The organism is Enterococcus sp. HMSC076E04, from assembly GCF_001814285.1.
In the GTDB taxonomy this organism is placed as follows: Bacteria; Bacillota; Bacilli; order Lactobacillales; family Enterococcaceae; genus Enterococcus_B; species Enterococcus_B lactis.
On sequence record NZ_KV815575.1, the window covers coordinates 62,412 to 81,847 of the forward strand.

17 protein-coding genes and 1 pseudogene are annotated in these 19,436 nt (G+C 39.5%); 16 read left to right on the plus strand and 2 right to left on the minus strand.

The genetic code is table 11. From position 1 onward, the window contains the following. Positions 1-41: 41 nt before the first annotated feature. A complete protein-coding gene (locus tag HMPREF2961_RS02510) occupies positions 42-740 on the minus strand; it encodes a DUF975 family protein (RefSeq protein WP_025477297.1) in 699 nt (232 codons plus the stop codon). 214 nt (positions 741-954) lie between these two features. On the opposite strand from HMPREF2961_RS02510, the gene tgt reads away from it, so the two are divergent. The 9 genes and pseudogenes from tgt (at position 955) to HMPREF2961_RS02555 (ending at position 11,549) form a co-directional block, all read left to right on the plus strand. Then, complete coding sequence (gene tgt, locus HMPREF2961_RS02515; RefSeq protein ID WP_002294183.1) at positions 955-2,100, plus strand: tRNA guanosine(34) transglycosylase Tgt; 1,146 nt, start codon at positions 955-957, stop codon at positions 2,098-2,100. A gap of 96 nt (positions 2,101-2,196) precedes the next feature. Continuing rightward, complete coding sequence (gene yajC / locus HMPREF2961_RS02520) at positions 2,197-2,577, plus strand: preprotein translocase subunit YajC (RefSeq protein WP_002293398.1); 381 nt, start codon at positions 2,197-2,199, stop codon at positions 2,575-2,577. Positions 2,578-2,881: 304 nt separating this feature from the next. After that, positions 2,882-5,479, plus strand: a complete 2,598-nt coding sequence (gene adhE, locus HMPREF2961_RS02525; protein WP_025477298.1) for a bifunctional acetaldehyde-CoA/alcohol dehydrogenase — start codon at positions 2,882-2,884, stop codon at positions 5,477-5,479. Between the two features lie 229 nt (positions 5,480-5,708). Further along, a complete protein-coding gene (locus HMPREF2961_RS02530) occupies positions 5,709-6,815 on the plus strand; it encodes a beta-galactosidase BglB (protein WP_070703903.1) in 1,107 nt (368 codons plus the stop codon). 16 nt (positions 6,816-6,831) lie between these two features. Then, entirely contained in the window at positions 6,832-7,860 is a 1,029-nt protein-coding gene (locus tag HMPREF2961_RS02535) for a TRAP transporter substrate-binding protein (RefSeq protein ID WP_002293394.1), read from the plus strand. A gap of 5 nt (positions 7,861-7,865) precedes the next feature. Beyond that, positions 7,866-8,345, plus strand: a complete 480-nt coding sequence (locus HMPREF2961_RS02540; protein WP_002315590.1) for a TRAP transporter small permease — start codon at positions 7,866-7,868, stop codon at positions 8,343-8,345. Positions 8,346-8,360: 15 nt separating this feature from the next. After that, positions 8,361-9,651, plus strand: a pseudogene (locus HMPREF2961_RS02545) (TRAP transporter large permease). A 10-nt stretch (positions 9,652-9,661) separates the two neighbouring features. Beyond that, the gene (locus HMPREF2961_RS02550) at positions 9,662-10,486 is read left to right on the plus strand and encodes a sugar phosphate isomerase/epimerase family protein (protein ID WP_070703904.1); all 825 of its coding nucleotides are present in this window, start codon (positions 9,662-9,664) and stop codon (positions 10,484-10,486) included. 163 nt (positions 10,487-10,649) lie between these two features. Next, positions 10,650-11,549, plus strand: coding sequence for an AraC family transcriptional regulator (locus HMPREF2961_RS02555; protein WP_070703907.1), 900 nt, complete (start codon positions 10,650-10,652; stop codon positions 11,547-11,549). Between the two features lie 116 nt (positions 11,550-11,665). On the opposite strand, the gene HMPREF2961_RS02560 is transcribed toward HMPREF2961_RS02555, so the two are convergent. Further along, positions 11,666-12,535: a helix-turn-helix domain-containing protein gene (locus HMPREF2961_RS02560; RefSeq protein ID WP_002315595.1), complete on the minus strand. Its 870-nt coding sequence runs from the start codon at positions 12,533-12,535 to the stop codon at positions 11,666-11,668. A 152-nt stretch (positions 12,536-12,687) separates the two neighbouring features. Between HMPREF2961_RS02560 and rhaB the strand changes: the two genes are divergently transcribed. From rhaB to HMPREF2961_RS02595, 7 genes are all read left to right on the plus strand, one after another. Next, complete coding sequence (gene rhaB / locus HMPREF2961_RS02565; protein WP_002336141.1) at positions 12,688-14,148, plus strand: rhamnulokinase; 1,461 nt, start codon at positions 12,688-12,690, stop codon at positions 14,146-14,148. After that, a complete protein-coding gene (gene rhaA, locus HMPREF2961_RS02570) occupies positions 14,145-15,401 on the plus strand; it encodes an L-rhamnose isomerase (protein WP_002315597.1) in 1,257 nt (418 codons plus the stop codon). The genes rhaB and rhaA overlap by 4 nt, the downstream gene beginning before the upstream one ends. 13 nt (positions 15,402-15,414) lie before the next feature. Beyond that, positions 15,415-16,260 carry a rhamnulose-1-phosphate aldolase gene (gene rhaD / locus HMPREF2961_RS02575; RefSeq protein WP_002293380.1) on the plus strand — a complete coding sequence of 282 codons (846 nt, stop codon included), beginning with the start codon at positions 15,415-15,417 and terminating at the stop codon, positions 16,258-16,260. A 1-nt stretch (position 16,261) separates the two neighbouring features. After that, positions 16,262-16,573 carry an L-rhamnose mutarotase gene (gene rhaM / locus HMPREF2961_RS02580; RefSeq protein WP_002315598.1) on the plus strand — a complete coding sequence of 104 codons (312 nt, stop codon included), beginning with the start codon at positions 16,262-16,264 and terminating at the stop codon, positions 16,571-16,573. Positions 16,574-16,654: 81 nt separating this feature from the next. Then, positions 16,655-17,806, plus strand: coding sequence for a lactaldehyde reductase (gene fucO / locus HMPREF2961_RS02585; RefSeq protein WP_070703909.1), 1,152 nt, complete (start codon positions 16,655-16,657; stop codon positions 17,804-17,806). Positions 17,807-17,932: 126 nt separating this feature from the next. Beyond that, positions 17,933-18,691, plus strand: a complete 759-nt coding sequence (locus HMPREF2961_RS02590) for an IclR family transcriptional regulator (protein WP_002293373.1) — start codon at positions 17,933-17,935, stop codon at positions 18,689-18,691. Positions 18,692-18,790: 99 nt separating this feature from the next. Then, positions 18,791-19,435, plus strand: a complete 645-nt coding sequence (locus HMPREF2961_RS02595) for a bifunctional 4-hydroxy-2-oxoglutarate aldolase/2-dehydro-3-deoxy-phosphogluconate aldolase (RefSeq protein ID WP_070703911.1) — start codon at positions 18,791-18,793, stop codon at positions 19,433-19,435. Position 19,436: the final 1 nt, after the last annotated feature.

A 19,436-nucleotide genomic window follows, 5' to 3' on the forward strand; every position in this document is an offset into this window, starting at 1 on the left:
TGTTCTCCTGCCAACCCCTCGGTCACAAGTCACACTCTCTTTTAAATATCTTTCGGCAATTGTTCATAAAATGCTGCTTTTGTTGTAGAAATGTATGGGCTGAGCCATAGATAACCGATACCAGCAGTTGCTAATGCTAAGATATGCCAGCCGATAAATGAAAGATCTAACCAGAAAAGTTTTCCTTTGTAACCATCCATCAATTTTCGACTTGCGGTGATCGTATCCAGTACTTTAGGCGTTTGACCTGTTTCTTGGACGATATCATAATAGATAAAATAGCTTTGAGAATAAGAATAGCTTTTAATGATTCCAGGAATAACTAATAGCAAACCCCATAATGTTGTAAAGATTGAAATCAACACAGCTAAACCGATCACTCCGCCGATAAACAAACCTTTGAATCCACGAAATGCATCTTTGAATGGTTCAATCTGATCTTTTTGACCACGTAAAACATCAAGATAAGTCCAAGAAATACCACTCATGAACAAAGCGCTGATAATGCTAGAAATAATTCCACCACCGCCTCCTGAACTACCGCTTCCTGATGCCATCGCATCTGAGACGTTCGCTGAGCCATCATATGTGGCAATAGCAAACAAGATAATAGGAATCATAATAAGAAGAATAGCAACAATACCAATCAATGTAGGGATTAGATTTAATAAAACAGCTTGACCCCACCGACCTTTTAAACTCTCTTTTGCTTGGCGTTTTAATTCTGCAGAAGATTGCATGATTTTACCCTCCTTTCTTTCATAAAACCAATATACCATGTATCAAAAAATATTTCTGTCATAATGTTTATTTCTTTTTTGTTATTCATGAAAAAAAATAAAAAAAAAATATTAAATAAAGTAGAAGGAAGCCGAGGGAACTTGCAAAAAGCACTTGAAACGATTATGATGGTGGGAGTTGTCAAGATATTTTATATAGAAAGTAGGGAAATGAATGACGCAACCTGCCATTCGCTATCGTTTAATCAAGAAAGAAAAACATACTGGCGCGCGTTTAGGGGAATTGATCACGCCGCACGGAACTTTTCCCACACCAATGTTCATGCCAGTAGGAACATTAGCTACAGTAAAAACAATGTCCCCAGAAGAGTTGAAAGAAATGGGTGCTGGCGTTATTTTAAGTAATACATATCATTTATGGCTACGCCCTGGTGAAGACTTAGTAGAAGAAGCTGGCGGACTGCATAAATTTATGAACTGGGATCAACCGATTTTAACAGATTCAGGCGGCTTTCAAGTTTTTTCATTAAGTGATATGCGGAATATCGAAGAAGAAGGCGTGCATTTCAAAAACCACTTGAATGGTTCGCGTATGTTTTTATCACCAGAAAAAGCAATCAACATCCAAAATAAATTGGGCTCTGATATTATGATGAGTTTTGACGAATGTCCACCATTCGATGAAAGTTACGACTACGTGAAAAAATCAGTAGAACGTACGTCTCGATGGGCAGAACGAGGATTGAAAGCTCATGCTAACCCAGACCGTCAAGGATTATTTGGAATCATTCAAGGCGCAGGATTTGAAGATCTTCGTCGTCAAAGCGCGAAAGATCTAGTCGGCATGGATTTCCCTGGTTACTCAATCGGCGGGTTATCTGTCGGGGAACCTAAATCAGAAATGAACCGTGTATTAGAATTCACTACACCGTTGATCCCCGAAAACAAACCACGTTACTTGATGGGGGTCGGTGCTGCTGATTCATTGATCGATGGTGTTATCCGTGGAGTAGACATGTTTGACTGTGTCTTGCCTACTCGAATCGCTCGAAATGGCACATGTATGACTTCTCAAGGCCGTCTAGTAGTGAAAAATGCGAAATATGCCCATGATTTCCGTCCAATTGATGAGAAATGTGATTGTTACACATGTAAAAACTATACACGTGCATATATCCGCCATTTGATCAAATGTGATGAAACATTTGGCATTCGTTTGACTTCTTACCATAATTTATACTTCTTGTTGAATCTAATGAAACAAGTGCGTCAAGCAATCATGGATGATAATTTGCTTGAATTTAGAGAAGCCTTTTTTGAAGAATACGGGTTCAATAAAGAAAACGCAAAAAGTTTCTAAAGGAAAATCTTTTAAAAATTAAGTAAAAAACTAGTGTTAGCAGCATTTTTCTGCTAAAGTGTTTTTTGTAGATACAGAATTAGTGAGGTGAAAAAAATGGGATCATTACCAATGCTTGTGATGTTTATCGCGCTATTAGCAATGTGGTTTTTTATGTCACGTTCGCAAAAGAAACAACAGCAAGAACGTCAAAACTTGTTAGATAGCATGAAACCAGGTGATTCAGTCGTAACAATCGGCGGATTACACGGAGTTGTTTCAGAAATCGACAATGATAAACGGACAGTCGTTATAGACTGCGAAGGGATCTTCCTTGAGTACGATCGTGCAGCAATCAAAACGGTCAAACCAGGAACTGTCGTAACAAATGATGCAACGACTACTGTTGAAACAACAGAAGAACCAGCTGAGACAGTTGAAGTAAAAACTGAAACAACAGAAACGCTGGAAGAGACAGAAGAGAAAAAAGAAAAATAAGTATCAAAGCTTATTTAAAGACGAGGTAGGGCAGAAAGGTGTCCTACCTCATTTTTTATTCAAAAAAGAAAGAGATAAGAGCATAGGATACATTGCTCAACGTTGAATAATCGGATGTGTCATATAAATAATAATAGATAACTTTATATATTTTTCCATGTAAACACTTATAAATAAAGGGATTTTATATTTAAAAATAACTGTGAAAAAAATCACAAAAAAGTGTTTACATAGAAAAACAAATATTGTATGATATACATGTGAATGATTTAACAAATAACCATGACCCATTAGGAGGATAATGATGGCTAAAGTAATGGAAAAAGAAAAAACGAAGACAATTGACGTACAAGCAATGATTGATGGTTTGGCAGAAAAAGCAAATGTAGCATTGAAAGAAATGGAAAGCTTTGATCAAGAAAAAGTGGACCATATCGTGCATGAAATGGCAATGGCAGCTTTAGATCAACATATGCCATTAGCAAAAATGGCTGTGGAAGAAACAGGTCGCGGTGTTTACGAAGATAAAGCAATCAAAAATATGTATGCGTCCGAATATATTTGGCATAATATCAAACATGATAAAACAGTTGGTGTAATCAATGAAGATGTCCAAAAGGGATTGATTGAAATTGCTGAACCAGTCGGTGTGGTTTGCGGAGTAACTCCAACAACGAATCCGACTTCCACAACGATTTTCAAATCAATGATCGCGTTGAAAACAAGAAATCCAATCGTTTTTGCTTTCCATCCAAGTGCCCAAAAATCTTCTGCAGAAGCAGCACGAGTGGTACGTGATGCTGCTATCGCTGCCGGAGCTCCTGAAAATTGTATCCAATGGATCGAACATCCATCGATCGAAGCGACTTCTATGCTAATGAACCATCCAGGTATCGCGATCGTCTTAGCGACAGGTGGAGCTGGAATGGTCAAGTCTGCTTACTCTACAGGAAAACCAGCTTTAGGTGTAGGTCCAGGTAACGTACCAGCTTATATTGAAAAAACAGCAAAAATCAAACGTGCAGTGAACGATTTGATCGTTTCGAAAACATTTGATAATGGGATGATCTGTGCTTCTGAACAAGCTGTGATCGTGGACAAAGAAATCTACGCAGCAGTAAAAGCAGAATTCCAAGCACACCAAGTTTATATCGTAAAACCAGATGAATTGCAAAAATTGGAAGATGCAGTGATGAACGAAGGGAAATATGCGGTCAATCCATCAATCGTTGGACATTCTGCGATGGAAATCGCTAATTTGGCAGGAATCAGTGTACCAAAAGGAACGAAAATGCTGATTGCTGAATTGGAAGGCGTAGGACCAGATTATCCGCTTTCAAGAGAAAAACTTTCTCCAGTTCTTGCCATGATCAAAGCTAACAACATGGACCATGCGTTTGATTTGTGTGAAGGTATGTTGAATCTTGGAGGATTAGGACATACAGCAGTTATCCATTCAGAAAACGAAGAGTTGCATGTCAAATTCGGTCTTCGAATGAAAGCTTGTCGTATTTTAGTGAATACACCATCTGCAGAAGGCGGCATCGGTGATATCTATAACGAAATGATTCCGTCATTGACTTTGGGATGCGGTTCTTATGGTAAGAACTCTGTTTCTCGTAACGTCTCTGCTGTAAACTTAATCAATGTCAAAACTGTAGCGAAACGGAGAAATAACATGCAATGGTTCAAATTACCGCCAAAAATCTTCTTTGAAAAGAATTCTCTATTGTACTTAGAGAAAATGGAAAATGTTGAACGTGTCATGATCGTTTGTGACCCAGGTATGGTCCAATTCGGTTACTGCGATACAGTTCGTGAAGTATTGGCACGACGCAAAAATGATGTGAAGATCGAAGTCTTCTCAGAGGTTGAACCGAACCCATCAACAAATACCGTATACGCAGGAACGAAATTGATGGCAGACTTCAAGCCAGATACAGTGATCGCTCTTGGAGGCGGTTCTGCAATGGACGCGGCTAAGGGAATGTGGATGTTCTATGAACACCCAGACACATCTTTCTTCGGTGCAAAACAAAAATTCTTGGATATCCGTAAACGGACATACAAGATCGATAAACCAGAAAAGACACAATTCGTATGTATCCCGACAACATCAGGAACTGGTTCTGAAGTAACACCATTTGCGGTCATTACTGACAGTGAAACACATGTGAAATATCCGTTGGCAGATTATGCATTGACACCGGATGTCGCAATCGTCGATCCTCAATTCGTTATGTCAGTTCCAGCATCTGTCACAGCAGATACAGGAATGGATGTGTTGACGCATGCAATTGAATCTTATGTTTCAGTCATGGCTTCAGATTATACACGTGGGTTGAGTCTGCAAGCGATCAAGTTAGTCTTTGACTATTTAGAAAAATCAGTGAAAACACCTGATATGGAATCACGTGAAAAAATGCACAACGCTTCTACAATGGCTGGTATGGCGTTTGCTAACGCATTCCTAGGTATTTGTCACTCAGTCGCACATAAAATCGGTGGGGAATACGGGATCCCTCATGGGCGGACAAATGCGATTCTTTTACCGCATATTATCCGCTACAATGCAAAAGATCCACAAAAACATGCGATGTTCCCTAAATATGACTATTTCCGTGCAGATACAGATTACGCAGATATTGCAAAATTCTTAGGTCTGAAAGGCGAAACAACAGAGGAATTAGTCGAAGCTTTAGCAACTGCTGTTTATGAATTAGGAAAATCTGTCGGCATCAACATGAGTCTAAAAGCTCAAGGAGTCACACAAGAAACACTAGATACTACCGTAGACCGTATGGCTGAATTAGCTTACGAAGACCAATGTACGACAGCTAATCCGAAAGAACCATTGATCTCTGAATTGAAACAAATCATCATTGATGCTTACAATGGATAAGCAAAAGAAAGCATAGAAAAGAGATAAAAAAATAGATGAAAAAGAACTTGGAAAACGTTGTTTCTCCAAGTTCTTTTTTTGTTTTCTAAGTATTTGAAAGTTACTTTTGTTATTTAACGTTTAGGTCAATTTTAGACAGTTTTTGTTCAAAAAGCGATATTTATAGTGAACGGTATTACTGCTATATTAAGGATATAAAAATGAAAGCGTTTAAAAAGGTGGCATAAAGATGATTATTAAAGAAGAGATTTTTGTACCTAAAGAATTAGTGAAAGAAAAAATTGACCTGCTCGTTGAAAACCTGACAACGATCAAAGACGATAACGGTGAATTTTTATTGGACTTTGATGGATTGAAAGTAGATGACAAAAGCTGGACAGTATGGAATTGGCCACAAGGTGTCGGATTATACGGTATTTATAAAAATTACCAGATGACAAAAAATCCTCGCGCTTATCAAGTAGTCAATGAATGGTTTGAAGATCGGATGGAAGAAGGCGCTCCCCCAAAAAACGTCAATACGATGGCCCCGTTGTTGACGATGGCTTACTTGTATGAAGACACGAAAGATTCACGCTATTTGCCTTATTTAGAACAATGGGCAGAATGGGTCATGAATGACATGCCTCGGACAAATGAAGAGGGGTTGCAACATACCACATATGGACCGGAAAATAAGAATCAGCTGTGGGATGATACATTGATGATGACAGTGCTTCCTTTGGCAAAAATCGGGAAACTGTTGAATCGCCCAGAATATTTAGAAGAAGCACGTTACCAGTTTATGATCCACATCAAATACTTGATGGATAAACGGACAGGGTTGTGGTATCACGGCTGGACGTTTGAAGGAAATCATAACTACGCCGAAGCATTTTGGGCTCGTGGAAACTGCTGGTTGACGATTGCTATTCCAGAAATCATCGAGATCTTAGAACTATCGAAAGAAGATGCATTGCGCAAATTGTTGATTGAAACACTTGAAGCACAAGTGCGCGCATTAAAAACTTATCAATCTGAAAGCGGTTTATGGCATACGTTGTTAGATGATCCTTCTTCTTATGTGGAATCTTCTGCAACTGCAGGATTTGCTTACGGTATTTTGAAAGCGGTCCATAAACGTTATTTGCCGCAAGAATATAAAGAAGTCGCTTATCGTGCTATCCAAGGATTGCTTGAACAAATCGATGAAAAAGGAGAAGTCCAAAACGTTTCAATCGGGACAGGAATGGGGGATAGTTTAGATTTTTATCGGAATATCGGAATCACAGCAATGCCTTATGGACAGTCGTTAACAGTGCTTTGTTTGACAGAATTGCTCGTCTCTTATTGTTAAAAGAAAGGAAACCCATATGAAAAAAACATCACTGCTGTTTGCAGCAAGTTCGCTTAGCCTAGGTCTGCTAGGTCTAAGCGGCTGCGGAAATAATTCTAGTGTGGCAACTGTCGCAGATGCAGACGTAAATGAGACAGTTACCTTGCGCTTTGCTTATGCAAGCAACAGCCAGCCGGTAATTGATGCAATGAATGAATTTGGGCGTTTAGTAAAAGAAAAAACAGACGGTTCCGTACAGATCCAGTATTTTCCAGATGGACAACTGGGTGGAGAACGGGAACTAATCGAGTTGACACAGTCAGGAGCAGTAGATTTCACAAAAGTAAGTGCCTCAGCATTGGAAAGTTTTTCTAAAGATTATTCGATTTTTTCAGTCCCTTATCTATTCAATGATGAAGAACATTTCTTTAAGGTGATGGATAACGAAGAAATAATGGAACCAATCTACCAATCAACCAAAGATTTAGGGTTTACCGGATTGACCTATTATGATTCTGGTCAACGCAGTTTTTATATGGTAGACGGTCCAATCCATACACCGGAAGATTTGAAGGGAAAGAAAATCCGTGTGATGCAAAGCGAAACAGCTATTAAAATGGTCGAGCTTTTAGGCGGTTCGCCAGTCCCCATGGGAAGTGATGAGGTATACACTTCTCTTCAATCCAATTTGATCAACGGATCAGAAAACAATGAGTTTGTCTTGTATACAGCTGGACATGGCGGGGTAGCTAAATACTATTCTTATGATGAGCATACACGTGTGCCCGATATCATCATCATGAATGATGCTATCAAGGAACAGCTAACTGCTGAACAGGAAAAAGCGATTGAAGAAGCAGCAAAAGAATCGACGGTTTTTGAAATCGAAGCTTTTGCCAGAGCAATTGAAGAAGAGAAAGCTTTAGCACAAGAAGAACATGGAGTTCAATTCAATGATGTAGATAATACACCGTTTCGAGAGGCAGTCGCACCGCTTCATGATACATTCAAAAACGATCCTGCCTACAAAGACCTTTATCAAAAGATCCAAGAGCAAGGAGCGTAGCTGTGATGAAAGTGATTTTAAATAAGGTGTTAGAGATCCTAGGAGCTGTTTTGCTTGTTGGGATGGTCGCTGTCGTTTTATGGCAAGTATTTTCCAGAACGGTTTTAGGAAATCCGAATACGGTGACAGAAGAGCTTGTCCGATTCGGTCTTGTCTGGTTTGCCATGTTGTCTTCCGCGTATGTTGTGGGACAAAAAGCACATCTAGCCGTAACGGTTTTAAGTGAAAAATTATCTGGTAAAAAAAGTAAAATTTTAGAAGTCGTTGTTCAAAGTTTGTTTCTGGTATTTGCTGCGATGATCATGATGTATGGCGGATGGAATGCTGTCACGTTGACAATGGGGCAGATCTCGCCTTCTTTAAGCATTCCGATGGGGTACGTGTATTTGTCAATACCTGTCTCAGGTATACTCATCATTATCTATAGTCTGATCAATCTAATCGATACATTAAGCAACAAGCCAGCAATTCAAGAAAAAATATAAAAATGGAGGAATAAAATGGCAATAGAAGCCGGATTAGTGTTATTTTTTGTATTTGTCGTGTTGCTTGTATTAGGGATGCCGATTGCTATAAGTATTGCGTTCTCATCAATGATGACTTTATTGTTAGTTATACCGTTTGATGTTTCTGCTTTTAGTTCAGCTCAAAAAATGGTGGGAAGTATCAACAGTTTTTCGCTCATCGCTATTCCGTTTTTCGTTCTTTCGGGTATTATCATGAATAATGGAGGGATAGCCAAGAAACTAGTGGATTTTGCGATGTTGTTTGTCGGACGCGGGGGCTTTGGCTCATACGAATGTGTTAGGGAATGCTTTATTTGGTTCCATCTCTAGCTCGGCCATTGCCGCTTCTACCGCGATTGGCGGAGTCTTGATCCCTCAGCAAGTGGAAGAAGGATATGACCCGAAGTTTGCGACAGCGGTCAATATCGCGTCAGCTCCGACAGGTACGGTCATTCCTCCAAGTACTGCTTTTATCATGTATTCACTTGTTGCTGGTGGTGCTTCGATTTCGGCTTTATTTATGGGAGGGTATCTCGTAGGGGCTTTGTGGGCACTAGGAATCATGCTAGTAGCATTCATCGTTGCTAAAAAGAATAAATACCCTGTTGTCGAAAAAGGACAGATGGCTCATGCTGGAAAAATAATAAAAGAGGCGATTCCTAGCCTTCTATTGATTGTCATCATTATCGGGGGTATCTTGACGGGGATATTTACAGCAGTAGAAGCTTCAGCGATAGCTGTCATTTACTCCCTGTTGATTGCTATGTTTTACTATAAAACGGTAAAACTAAAAGATATACCTAATATGTTGTTTCAATCAGTAGCAATGTCAGGGACGATCATGTTCTTATTAGCTACTTCTTCCATGATGTCTTTCGCCATGGCGTTTACCGGTATTCCTCAGGCAATTAGTTCGTTGATTATGGGCGTAACGGATAATAAGCTAGTGATTCTGTTATTATTCAATCTTGTGTTATTACTTGTGGGTATGTTTATGGATGTAGCGCCTGCTATTTTGATTTTTACACCAATATTTTTACCGATCGTCACAAGTGTAGGGGTTGATCCTGTACATTATGGATTGTTTTCAATCATGAATCTGTGTGTAGGCTCAATTACACCTCCTGTAGGTACAGGGTTATATGTCGGTGCAAGTGTAGGAGGCGTAAAAGCAGAAGCCATGCTGAAACCACTTCTTCCGTTTTATGGGATTATCCTAGTCGTCTTGTTTTTGATTACCTATTTCCCGCAAATCGTCATGTGGCTACCCAATATGCTGAGTTAGGAGAATAATTATGTTGAACATTACAATTAGAGGACATGATCTTTCCCAAGTCCAAACGATAGAAGACCTTGCAGAAAAAACAAAAGAACAAGGGATCCATACACTGCAGCTCGCCTTAGGTCTTTCGTTTCCTGAAATGTCTTCTGGCGCAAACGAAATCAATTCTGGGATGGGAAATTGTGTCAAACGTGTCTTAGAAAAGCAAGAAGTGTCCGTAGGAATTTTAAGTTGCTATATCAATATGATTCATCCAGATTTAACGATACGAGAAGAGTTGCTGACAAAGTTCGAGCAGTATCTTCGCTATGCTCCTTCCTTTGGTGCGTCAATGGTTGCTTCGGAAACGGGATGTGTTTTGCCGGAAATCCAATATACGGAAGAAAATTTCACAGATGAAGCATTTGCTGAAGCAGTGTCCGTTATCCGTCGCTTGGTAAAAGCTGGAGAAAAATACCAAATGATGGTGGGGATAGAACCAGGTTTGAATCATCCGGTGTATTCTTTAGAAAGAGTAGAGCAGCTGATCCAAGCAGTGGATTCGGACTATCTAGGAATCATTTTAGATCCGACAAATTTGATTACAAGTACTGATTATCAAGGACAAGTCCAATTGGTAGAAGAAGCTTTTGAGCGTTTTGGTAAAAAGATATGTGCGGTTCATTTGAAAGATTTTCGTGTCGAACAGGAAAAAATCGTGCCGGTAAATTTGGGAGACGGTGTGATCGAGTACACAAAAATCAAAGAAATCATCAAGAAGAACCGTCCGTATCTGTATGTGGTTCTTGAAGAAACAAAAGATGATGGGATTCGTTATGGAAGAAGTCTTCTTGAATAATGTAAAGAAGACATTGATTAACTAATATTTAGAATGGAGGGGGCGGGGCTAGAAGATGTCACGTCTCTTCTTTTTTATAAGAGTATATAAAAGCAGCTCTTTTTGATTGCAAAAAACGTGATATAATATAATTGTGCACAACTGAACAAAGGAGGTGCAGCACATGCTTCAAAAGAAAATAAGCGGTGAGCAAGTCAATACGATGGTTTCTGATCAGTATGAAATCTATCATGTCAAAGATGTCGTTAGCCAAAATAAAACAATCTACCATCACCATGATTTCTATGAAATCCATGCTACATTAAAGGGCGAAGCGACTTTTTATTTGAACGGACGGCAATTTACGATCAAAGCAGGAAGTGTGCTGCTCATCCATTCCAACGATTTGCATCGTATCGTCCGCCAGTCTTCAGATGTATTCGAGCGTGTCTATATCTTTGTTACCCCTTCTTTTCTGGGAAGTCGTTCCACGCCATGGTCTAATCTATCGGCTTGTTTTCAACCAATGGGAGAGAAAAGGAGTCGTGTATTGCAAGTCGAACAGGAAGTATTGAAGCAAAAATTATCATTTATCGACCACCCTCCTGATAAAAAAATTTACGGTGAAGACATAAAATATGAACAAGCTCTGGTAGAATACTTGATTTTTCTCAATCAAGTAGTACAAAAAGAAGAGAGTGCGCAAGAACAGAATGCTGTAGTTCCAAATGAGCGTGTGGAACAAATGTTACAATATATCTCAAAAAATTTATCTCATCCGCTTTCTTTAGAGGAAATGGAGAAGCAATTTTTTGTCAGCAAATACCATATCACCCGAGAATTCAAAAAGTACACTGGATTTACGTTTCATCAGTATGTAATGAAGAAAAAGCTGATCTATGCCAAGCACTTGTTGCGAGAGTACCGTAGTTCTAGTGCTGTATATAGTAAAAGTGGTTTTTCATCTTATCCGCATTTTCTGAAAGCATTCAAGAGAGAGTTTGGTATAACGCCTAAAGAATTTTTGAAGCGCGATACACAAAACCAGCTTGTTCATTATGAACATTTTGAAGATGAACAATGAGAATAACCACCCCAAAATAACCGAAGTAGCTGCTGTTGTTTATATAGAAGCAGAAACTGCGGTTATTTTATTATTCTACTATATCTTTTAAAAAAAGTGCGTACATATTATATGAATCAGCTAAATTTACGAAAATCTCTCGGTGATAATCCAGTTTTTGCTTTGAACAAGCGACTAAAGTAAGCAAAATTCTCGATTCCGATTTCTTCGGAAATCATTCGAATAGTAAATTCTGTATACCGAAGAAGGTCTTTAGCGTAAGAGAGTTTTTTGCTGATTAAATAATCGATTGGCGGAGAACCGATGAATTTGGAAAAATCTTTGCTCAGCTGATATTTATTCAGTAAAAATTGCTGTTCTAATTGATCAAGTGTGATCGTTTCTTTGAAGTGTTCGTCCAAGTATTGCTTAAGCTTATAAACGTAAGGGGGAATATCTTCTTCTTCGAAATCCAGCTGATACTTCTGCAAAATCAGTTCATTCAACAGCTCGTGGATAGCTACAGAGGACTGGAAATCGGTACGGGCATTCGCACCTTGCTGCATGTGGATCAATTCTGTGATCAGATGATGGATCTTGTTTTCTGATGGATCACCTGTCGAATGGAAGGTGTTATGGCCGTCTTTTGTGAATTCTTGATAAAATGATTGGACGCTCTGACCATTCAAATGGATCCAATCCATTTCCCATGGTTCTTCGCTAATCGTTTGATAACGCTGATATTCTTGGCAGTCAATAAAAAAGAGGTCTCCAGCTTTTAGCTGGTGCTGATTAGCTTTATATGTAAGCAAACCCTCGCCAGACAAAGTAAATTTTATCAAATAAGAAGGTAAATGTGCTCGTTCAGTATAGTAAGGGACCGGCGCTTTAAAGTAGCCGATTTCTTGGATATAAAAAAATAAATTCCTACTTCTTTGCGTAGGTGTCAAGATCACTCTTTTTGAGTCTTCCGACCATGAGTGATTGGCTTTTTCCCAGTAATCCATGTAAACACTCCCAATTTGTCAAGATAATGCAATTATATACCAAAATAGTGTGAAGCAAAATATAAGTTTATGTAATATGATAGCATTGTTAATAAATGATAACGCTTTATTAAGGAAGCGTTAATCAACAATAAAGTAAAAGAGGTGGAGAAATGAATCCGACATTTGTTGCCATCGATATCGGTGCGTCAAGCGGACGACTAATGAAAAGTACGAGAAATGATGAAGGTTCTTTAGTCTTGGAAGAAGTACACCGATTCAAGAACGGCTTTCGGAAAAAAGACGGTCATGACCGCTGGAAGATCGATTATCTTATCGAAGAGATTTTGATTGGATTTGAAAAATTAAAGAAAACAGGGATCGATCGCTGTTTTGCAGGGATCGATACATGGGCAGTCGATTACTGTTTGATTGACAAACAAGGGGAACGGCTGAATGATCCGATCGCTTATCGGGACGATCGTACCGATGAAGCAGTAAAACAGTTTTCTGAAAGCTATTCTCTAGATAAGTTGTATGAGCAAACAGGGATTCAGATCCAGCCTTTCAATACCTTATTCCAATTGTTTGTCGAAGAAAAAGACCATTTGGCAAAAGCACATAAATTGTTATTGATTCCTGATTATTTAGGCTACGTCTTTACTGGCAATATGGTGACGGAAAAAACCAATGCGTCTACTATGCAGCTGCTGAATGCAGGGACAAAAGAGTGGGAAACAGAACTTCTTGAAAAAGTTGGTGTTTCGAAGGGATTATTTCCTCCATTGACAGAGCCGGGAACGATACTGGGAGATTTGCAAAAAGAAAAATTCTCAAAATATGATTTGCCAGATGTGACCTTTATCACAGTAGCAAGTCATGATACGGCGTCAGCTGTATTAGGCACACCAGGGCAAGGAGAACAGTGGGGCTATATCAGCAGTGGGACATGGTCGCTTTTAGGGATGGAAACAAAGATCGCCAATGTTTCTCGCGCCGCTTTTTCTGAGAATTACACGAATGAATGGGGCGCTCATAATACGGTGCGTTTCTTGAAAAATATCATGGGGATGTGGTTGATCCAGGAAGTTGCTCGAATGCAGGAGTACGAATACAGTTACGCGGAATTGGCAGAACTTGCTGCAAAAGAAAAGCCGCTGCAACAAGTGATGGAAATCAATGACCCTCGATTTTTGAATCCTAAAAATATGATAGAAGAGATTCAGCAATACTGTTTTGAAACAGAGCAGCCAGTCCCTGTTTCACCGGGAGCTCTCGCTCGTTGTGTGTATGATAATCTTGCTCTTTGTTACGCACAAGAGCTGATCAAAGTAGAACACTTGACTGGAACGAAATTGGAAAAACTGCACATCGTAGGGGGCGGATCGAATAATCGCTTACTGAATCAATTGACAGCAGATTATGCCGGAATCATTGTAGAAGCAGGTCCTAGTGAAGCCACAGCAATCGGGAATGTAGCCATGCAAATGCTCAGTACAGGTCAGTTTTCGAATATAGAACAAGCAAGAAATGTAATCAAACAGTCGTTTCCATGTGAAACTTTTTACCCAGATGAAAATAAGCAAAACACGATGGAATGGTACGTGAATAAAATCAAAGGAGTAATCGTATGAACACGATTGAAAGAAATTACGAACAAGCAAAAGAAAGATATGCAACTATCGGTGTAGATACAGATGCTGTACTAGAAAAGATGCAAGACATCAAAATTTCTATGCATTGCTGGCAAGGAGACGATGTCAAAGGTTTCTTGACACCGGATGGCGAATTGACTGGTGGAATCATGGCAACAGGAAATTTCCCAGGAGCTGCACGGACACCCGAAGAGCTTAGACAAGATTTGGAGAAGGCATATTCTTTGATACCGGGCAAACATAAGTTGAATCTTCATGCTATCTATTTGGACACAGAAGAAGCGGTCGATCTCAATGAGATTGAGCCGAAGCATTTTGAGAAATGGGTAGAGTGGGCAAAAAAAGAAGAGATCGGTCTTGATTTCAATCCGACTTTCTTTTCGCATCCAATGATGAAAGACGGCTTTACATTAGCTCACCCAGATAAAGAAGTTCGTGAATACTGGATCGAACACGGGAAAAGAAGCCGCAAAATCGCAGAATACTTTGGAAAAGAAACTGGACAAACATGTATCAATAACTTTTGGGTACCTGATGGGATGAAAGACAATCCAATCGACCGTTTTACCCCACGGAAACGTTTGATGGAATCGCTTGATGAAATTTTTACAGAAGAGCTAGATGAAGGGTATGTACAAGATGCAGTAGAAAGCAAACTATTTGGTTTAGGCGCTGAAGCTTATACAGTCGGTTCCCATGAATTTTATATGGGTTACGGGTTGACTCGTGACAAACTTGTTTGTCTAGATGCTGGACATTTTCATCCAACAGAAGTGATTTCCAATAAATTGTCTTCCTTAGCTTTATTCAGCAAAGGAATCATGTTGCACGTTTCTCGTCCAGTTCGTTGGGATTCAGATCATGTCGTTTTGATGGATGATGAATTGCAGGAAATTGCTAAAGAATTAGTCCGTAACGAATTACTGGAAAAAACGAATATCGGTCTGGATTTCTTTGATGCAACGATCAATCGTATCGCTGCTTGGGTCATTGGTACGAGAAATACACAAAAAGCATTAATGAAAGCTATGCTGGAACCAGTTAAGCGATTGAAAGAAATGGAGCTGGCTTTTGACTTTACTTCAAGAATGGCTTACACGGAAGAATTGAAAGATTTCCCGTATGCCGATGTATGGAATTATTTCTGTTACAAAAATCAAGTTCCAGTTGGTTTGGATTGGCTAGAAGAAGTCCAAGAATATCAAAAAGACGTGTTGGGATTAAGAAAATAGGAGTGTGGCTATATTGAAAAAAATAGATATTTTACAAGCGCCTTATGTGAAAGAAATGATTGAAACGACATCGAATCTTTATCGCTTGGGATGGGATGAACGAAATGGCGGGAATATTTCTTATTTACTCAAAGAGGAAGAGATCACACCGTTCTTGGATCCTGAAAAAGTGACCCGCCGCATCTCGATGATTTTTGATGCCAGCCGTTTAGCAGGATGCTATTTTATTGTAACTGGTTCAGGAAGATATTTTAAAAATGTAGCGAGCGAACCTGCCGAAAACCTTGGAATCGTTCGAGTTGCCGAGGATGGCAAAACATTAGAGCTTTTGTGGGGGTTAGAAAATGACTGCCTTCCTACAAGCGAGTTGCCAAGTCATTTTATGAGTCATATCGCCCGTTTAGAAGTAGACCCAGATAATCGGATCGTTATGCATTGCCATGCTAGCCATTTATTAGCGATGAGCTTTACGCATGAATTAGACGAACGTTCCTTTAGTCGTACGCTGTGGCAAATGTGCACGGAATGCTTAGTTGTTTTTCCAGAAGGGATTTCCATCATTCCGTGGATGGTTCCAGGAACAAATGAGATTGGGGAAGCAACAGCTGAAAAAATGAAAGAAACTCGATTGGTTTTATGGCCGCAACATGGAATCTACGGATCAGGAAAAGACATGGATGAAGTCTTTGGTTTGATCGAGACAGCAGAAAAGGCAGCAGAAGTCTATACGTACGTCAAAGCGCAAGGACCAATCTTGCAAACAATCACAGATGAGAATTTGTGGCGCTTAGCAGATGCGTTTGGTGTTACTCCGAAAGCAGGTTATTTGGAGGAAGTTCATACGAAAGCAGGTGTCTGACATGGTGAAAAAAGCCTTTTGCATGAAAGTTTACCCAGAAAAACAAGAAGAATACAAAAAAAGACATGATGAACTTTGGCCAGAGATGCGCACAGCGCTTCGTGAACATGGGGTCATCGACTATTCAATCTATCTTGATCCGAGTACAAGTTTATTATTTGGTTACTTAGTGGTCGAGGATGAAGAGATATGGGGGAAAATGGCAAATACACCGATCAATCAAAAATGGTGGAAATACATGGAAGATATCATGGAAACAAATCCAGATGCCTCTCCAGTCAGCCGTGAATTGACGCCAGTCTTTGAACTGTAGCAACAAGCAACTGGGCAACCGGTTGCTTGAAGTTCTTTCATTTTTATTGTGAAAAATAATACAAATTAGGAGGAATAGAAAATGAGTAATCGAATGATTTTAAATGAAACATCGTATTTTGGAAAAGGAGCGATTGAGTCAATCGTTCCCGAATTTCAGCAGCGAGGATTCAGCAAAGCAGCTGTCATTACTGATAAAGGACTGATCGAACATGGCATAGCGACAAAAGTAACAGAGCTTTTGGATAATGCAGCAATCGATTATGTTTTATACGACGGGATCGTACCTAACCCAACAATCCAAAACGTAAAAGACGGAGTGGCTTTTGTTAAAGAGGCAGAGGCAGACTGTTTAATCGCAATCGGTGGAGGTTCGCCAATCGATACGGCAAAAGCCATTGGGATTATTTTGACGAATCCAGAGTTTTCAGATGTCATCAGCTTAGAAGGTGTTGCTGATACAAAAAATCCATGTTTACCTATCTTAGCTGTACCAACGACTTCTGGGACAGCAGCTGAGGTAACGATCAACTACGTTATCACAGATGAAGCAAATCACCGGAAATTCGTCTGTGTCGATCCACATGATATCCCAATCGTTGCGTTCATCGACAGTGACATGATGATGGGAATGCCAAAAAAATTGGCTGCGTCAACAGGGATGGATGCTATGACACATGCTATCGAAGGGTTGATCACAAAAGGCGCTTGGGAAATGACTGATATGCTGCATTTGAAAGCAATTGAAATCATTGGTCATTCTTTGGAAGCTTCTGTAGAGGGTGATCAAAATGGACGAGAAAAAATGGCATTAGGACAATATATTGCAGGAATGGGCTTCTCAAATGTAGGTTTAGGACTGGTACATGGGATGGCTCATCCGTTAAGTGCATGGTACAACATCCCACATGGTGTAGCGTGTGCAGCGCTCTTGCCAACGATCATGAAATATAACAAAGAATATACTGGAGAAAAATACCGTGAAATCGCTCTTGTACTAGGAATCAAAGGAGCAGCTGAAATGTCTTTAGAAGATGTAAGAGATGCAGCTTGCGGTGAGATTGATCGGTTAAGCAAAGCGGTTGGAATCCCAGCGACCATTTCTGAGTTAGGTGTAAAAGAAGCGGATATCCCAGCAATTGCAGAAGATGCTTTGCGAGATGTATGCACACCAGGAAATCCAAGAGAAACGACAGTAGAAGAAATCATTGCCTTATATCAAAGCTTGATGTAAAAACGAAGCGGATCTTTAACTTTGAGTTGCCTATAAAGAGAAATAGCAGTTTGTATTCGGTTATCTCTTTTAAATGGATGGTATTTCCGCTATAATTTTTCTTATAAAGAAATAGGAGAATATTATATGGAAAATAAAAAACCTTATGGAACTGTATTGATCAAAGCTTCTAAAATACTAGACTATTTAGCGGAAAATCCAGACATCTCTTTGCAGACAATCGCAAAGGGTGTGGGAATGACTTCTTCTACAGTCTTGAAAATACTAGATACTTTACTGATGATCGGCTACGTAAATAAAAATTCAGAGAAAAATTATCGTTTAGGTGCAAAGCTTATTCGCTACGCGAATAAAAACATTGAACAAATCGATTTGGTAGAACTGACTTTACCATTTTTAGAACAGTTGCAGCAAAAAATCGATGAGACTATCCACTTAGGGGTATTGGACAACAATGAAATCTTGTATGTGAACAAACTAGATCCAAAACATCAAACGATCCGTATGTCTTCAAAAATCGGAATCACCCGACCATTATACAATTCTGCGATGGGTAAAGCCGTATTAGCAGAATTCAGTGAAGAGCAGTACACTGATTATCTTGAAAAACATCCGTTGATCCCTTACACGGAGTACACGATTACCAATGCCTTGCGTTTGAAAAAGGAAATCCAAACGGTAAAAGAAACCCACGTTGCATTTGACGATGAAGAAATCGAACGTGATATTTTTTGTATAGGAGCCTCAATCGTGAAAAATGAACAAATCATTGGTGCATTTAGTGTAAGTATGCCGAAATATCGTTTAACAGATGAGACAAAAGAACAAATAATCAGTGCCCTCAAGCAAACAAAAAGCGAAATCGAGCAAAGAATTCAAAAATAATGAAAAAAGCGTTCGCATTTTTTCTTTTCTGCCGTATAATATGGGTATAGATTTCCAAGTTATAAAATAAAATTTCTAAATAGGAAATAGGTGGAGAAGATGAAAAAAATTGATATTTTATCTCGATTGAAAAACGCCGGAGTGATTGCGGTGGTACGCGGAAAAAGTAAAGAAGAAGCTTTGAATGCTTGCCACGCAATCATCAAAGGTGGTCTAACTGGTATTGAGTTGACTTTTACAGTCCCTCAAGCGGATCAAGTAATCAAAGAACTTTTGTCATTTTACAAAGATCAACCAGAAATAGTGATTGGCGCAGGTACAGTATTAGACGCTGTCACAGCTCGCTTGGCTATCTTAGCTGGCGCAGAGTATATTGTTAGCCCTTCCTTTGATCAAGAAACGGCAGAGATGTGCAATCTGTATCAAATTCCTTACTTACCAGGATGTATGACGATTACCGAGATCAAAACAGCGCTGAAAAGCGGGGTAGATATCGTCAAACTATTTCCTGGAAGCGCTTATGGACCAAGTATCATTTCTGCCTTCAAGGCACCGATGCCTCAAGTCAATATCATGACAACTGGTGGTGTGAGTCTGGACAATATAAAAGAGTGGTTCGATGCTGGTGTCGTAACAGTCGGAGTAGGTGGGAACCTTTTAGCACCTGCAGCTACAGGAGATTTTGACAAAGTAACGGAAGTCGCGCAACAGTATGCAGCAAAAATGAAAGAAATCATGAGGTAAC

Bases quoted from the DNA above. Each gene is read 5' to 3' on its own strand.
- HMPREF2961_RS02510 (WP_025477297.1), bottom strand. From the start codon at position 740: ATGCAATCTTCTGCAGAATTAAAACGCCAAGCAAAAGAGAGTTTAAAA.
- tgt (WP_002294183.1), top strand. From the start codon at position 955: ATGACGCAACCTGCCATTCGCTATCGTTTAATCAAGAAAGAAAAACAT.
- yajC (WP_002293398.1), top strand. From the start codon at position 2,197: ATGGGATCATTACCAATGCTTGTGATGTTTATCGCGCTATTAGCAATG.
- adhE (WP_025477298.1), top strand. From the start codon at position 2,882: ATGGCTAAAGTAATGGAAAAAGAAAAAACGAAGACAATTGACGTACAA.
- HMPREF2961_RS02530 (WP_070703903.1), top strand. From the start codon at position 5,709: ATGATTATTAAAGAAGAGATTTTTGTACCTAAAGAATTAGTGAAAGAA.
- HMPREF2961_RS02535 (WP_002293394.1), top strand. From the start codon at position 6,832: ATGAAAAAAACATCACTGCTGTTTGCAGCAAGTTCGCTTAGCCTAGGT.
- HMPREF2961_RS02540 (WP_002315590.1), top strand. From the start codon at position 7,866: ATGAAAGTGATTTTAAATAAGGTGTTAGAGATCCTAGGAGCTGTTTTG.
- HMPREF2961_RS02550 (WP_070703904.1), top strand. From the start codon at position 9,662: ATGTTGAACATTACAATTAGAGGACATGATCTTTCCCAAGTCCAAACG.
- HMPREF2961_RS02555 (WP_070703907.1), top strand. From the start codon at position 10,650: ATGCTTCAAAAGAAAATAAGCGGTGAGCAAGTCAATACGATGGTTTCT.
- HMPREF2961_RS02560 (WP_002315595.1), bottom strand. From the start codon at position 12,535: ATGGATTACTGGGAAAAAGCCAATCACTCATGGTCGGAAGACTCAAAA.
- rhaB (WP_002336141.1), top strand. From the start codon at position 12,688: ATGAATCCGACATTTGTTGCCATCGATATCGGTGCGTCAAGCGGACGA.
- rhaA (WP_002315597.1), top strand. From the start codon at position 14,145: ATGAACACGATTGAAAGAAATTACGAACAAGCAAAAGAAAGATATGCA.
- rhaM (WP_002315598.1), top strand. From the start codon at position 16,262: ATGGTGAAAAAAGCCTTTTGCATGAAAGTTTACCCAGAAAAACAAGAA.
- fucO (WP_070703909.1), top strand. From the start codon at position 16,655: ATGAGTAATCGAATGATTTTAAATGAAACATCGTATTTTGGAAAAGGA.
- HMPREF2961_RS02590 (WP_002293373.1), top strand. From the start codon at position 17,933: ATGGAAAATAAAAAACCTTATGGAACTGTATTGATCAAAGCTTCTAAA.
- HMPREF2961_RS02595 (WP_070703911.1), top strand. From the start codon at position 18,791: ATGAAAAAAATTGATATTTTATCTCGATTGAAAAACGCCGGAGTGATT.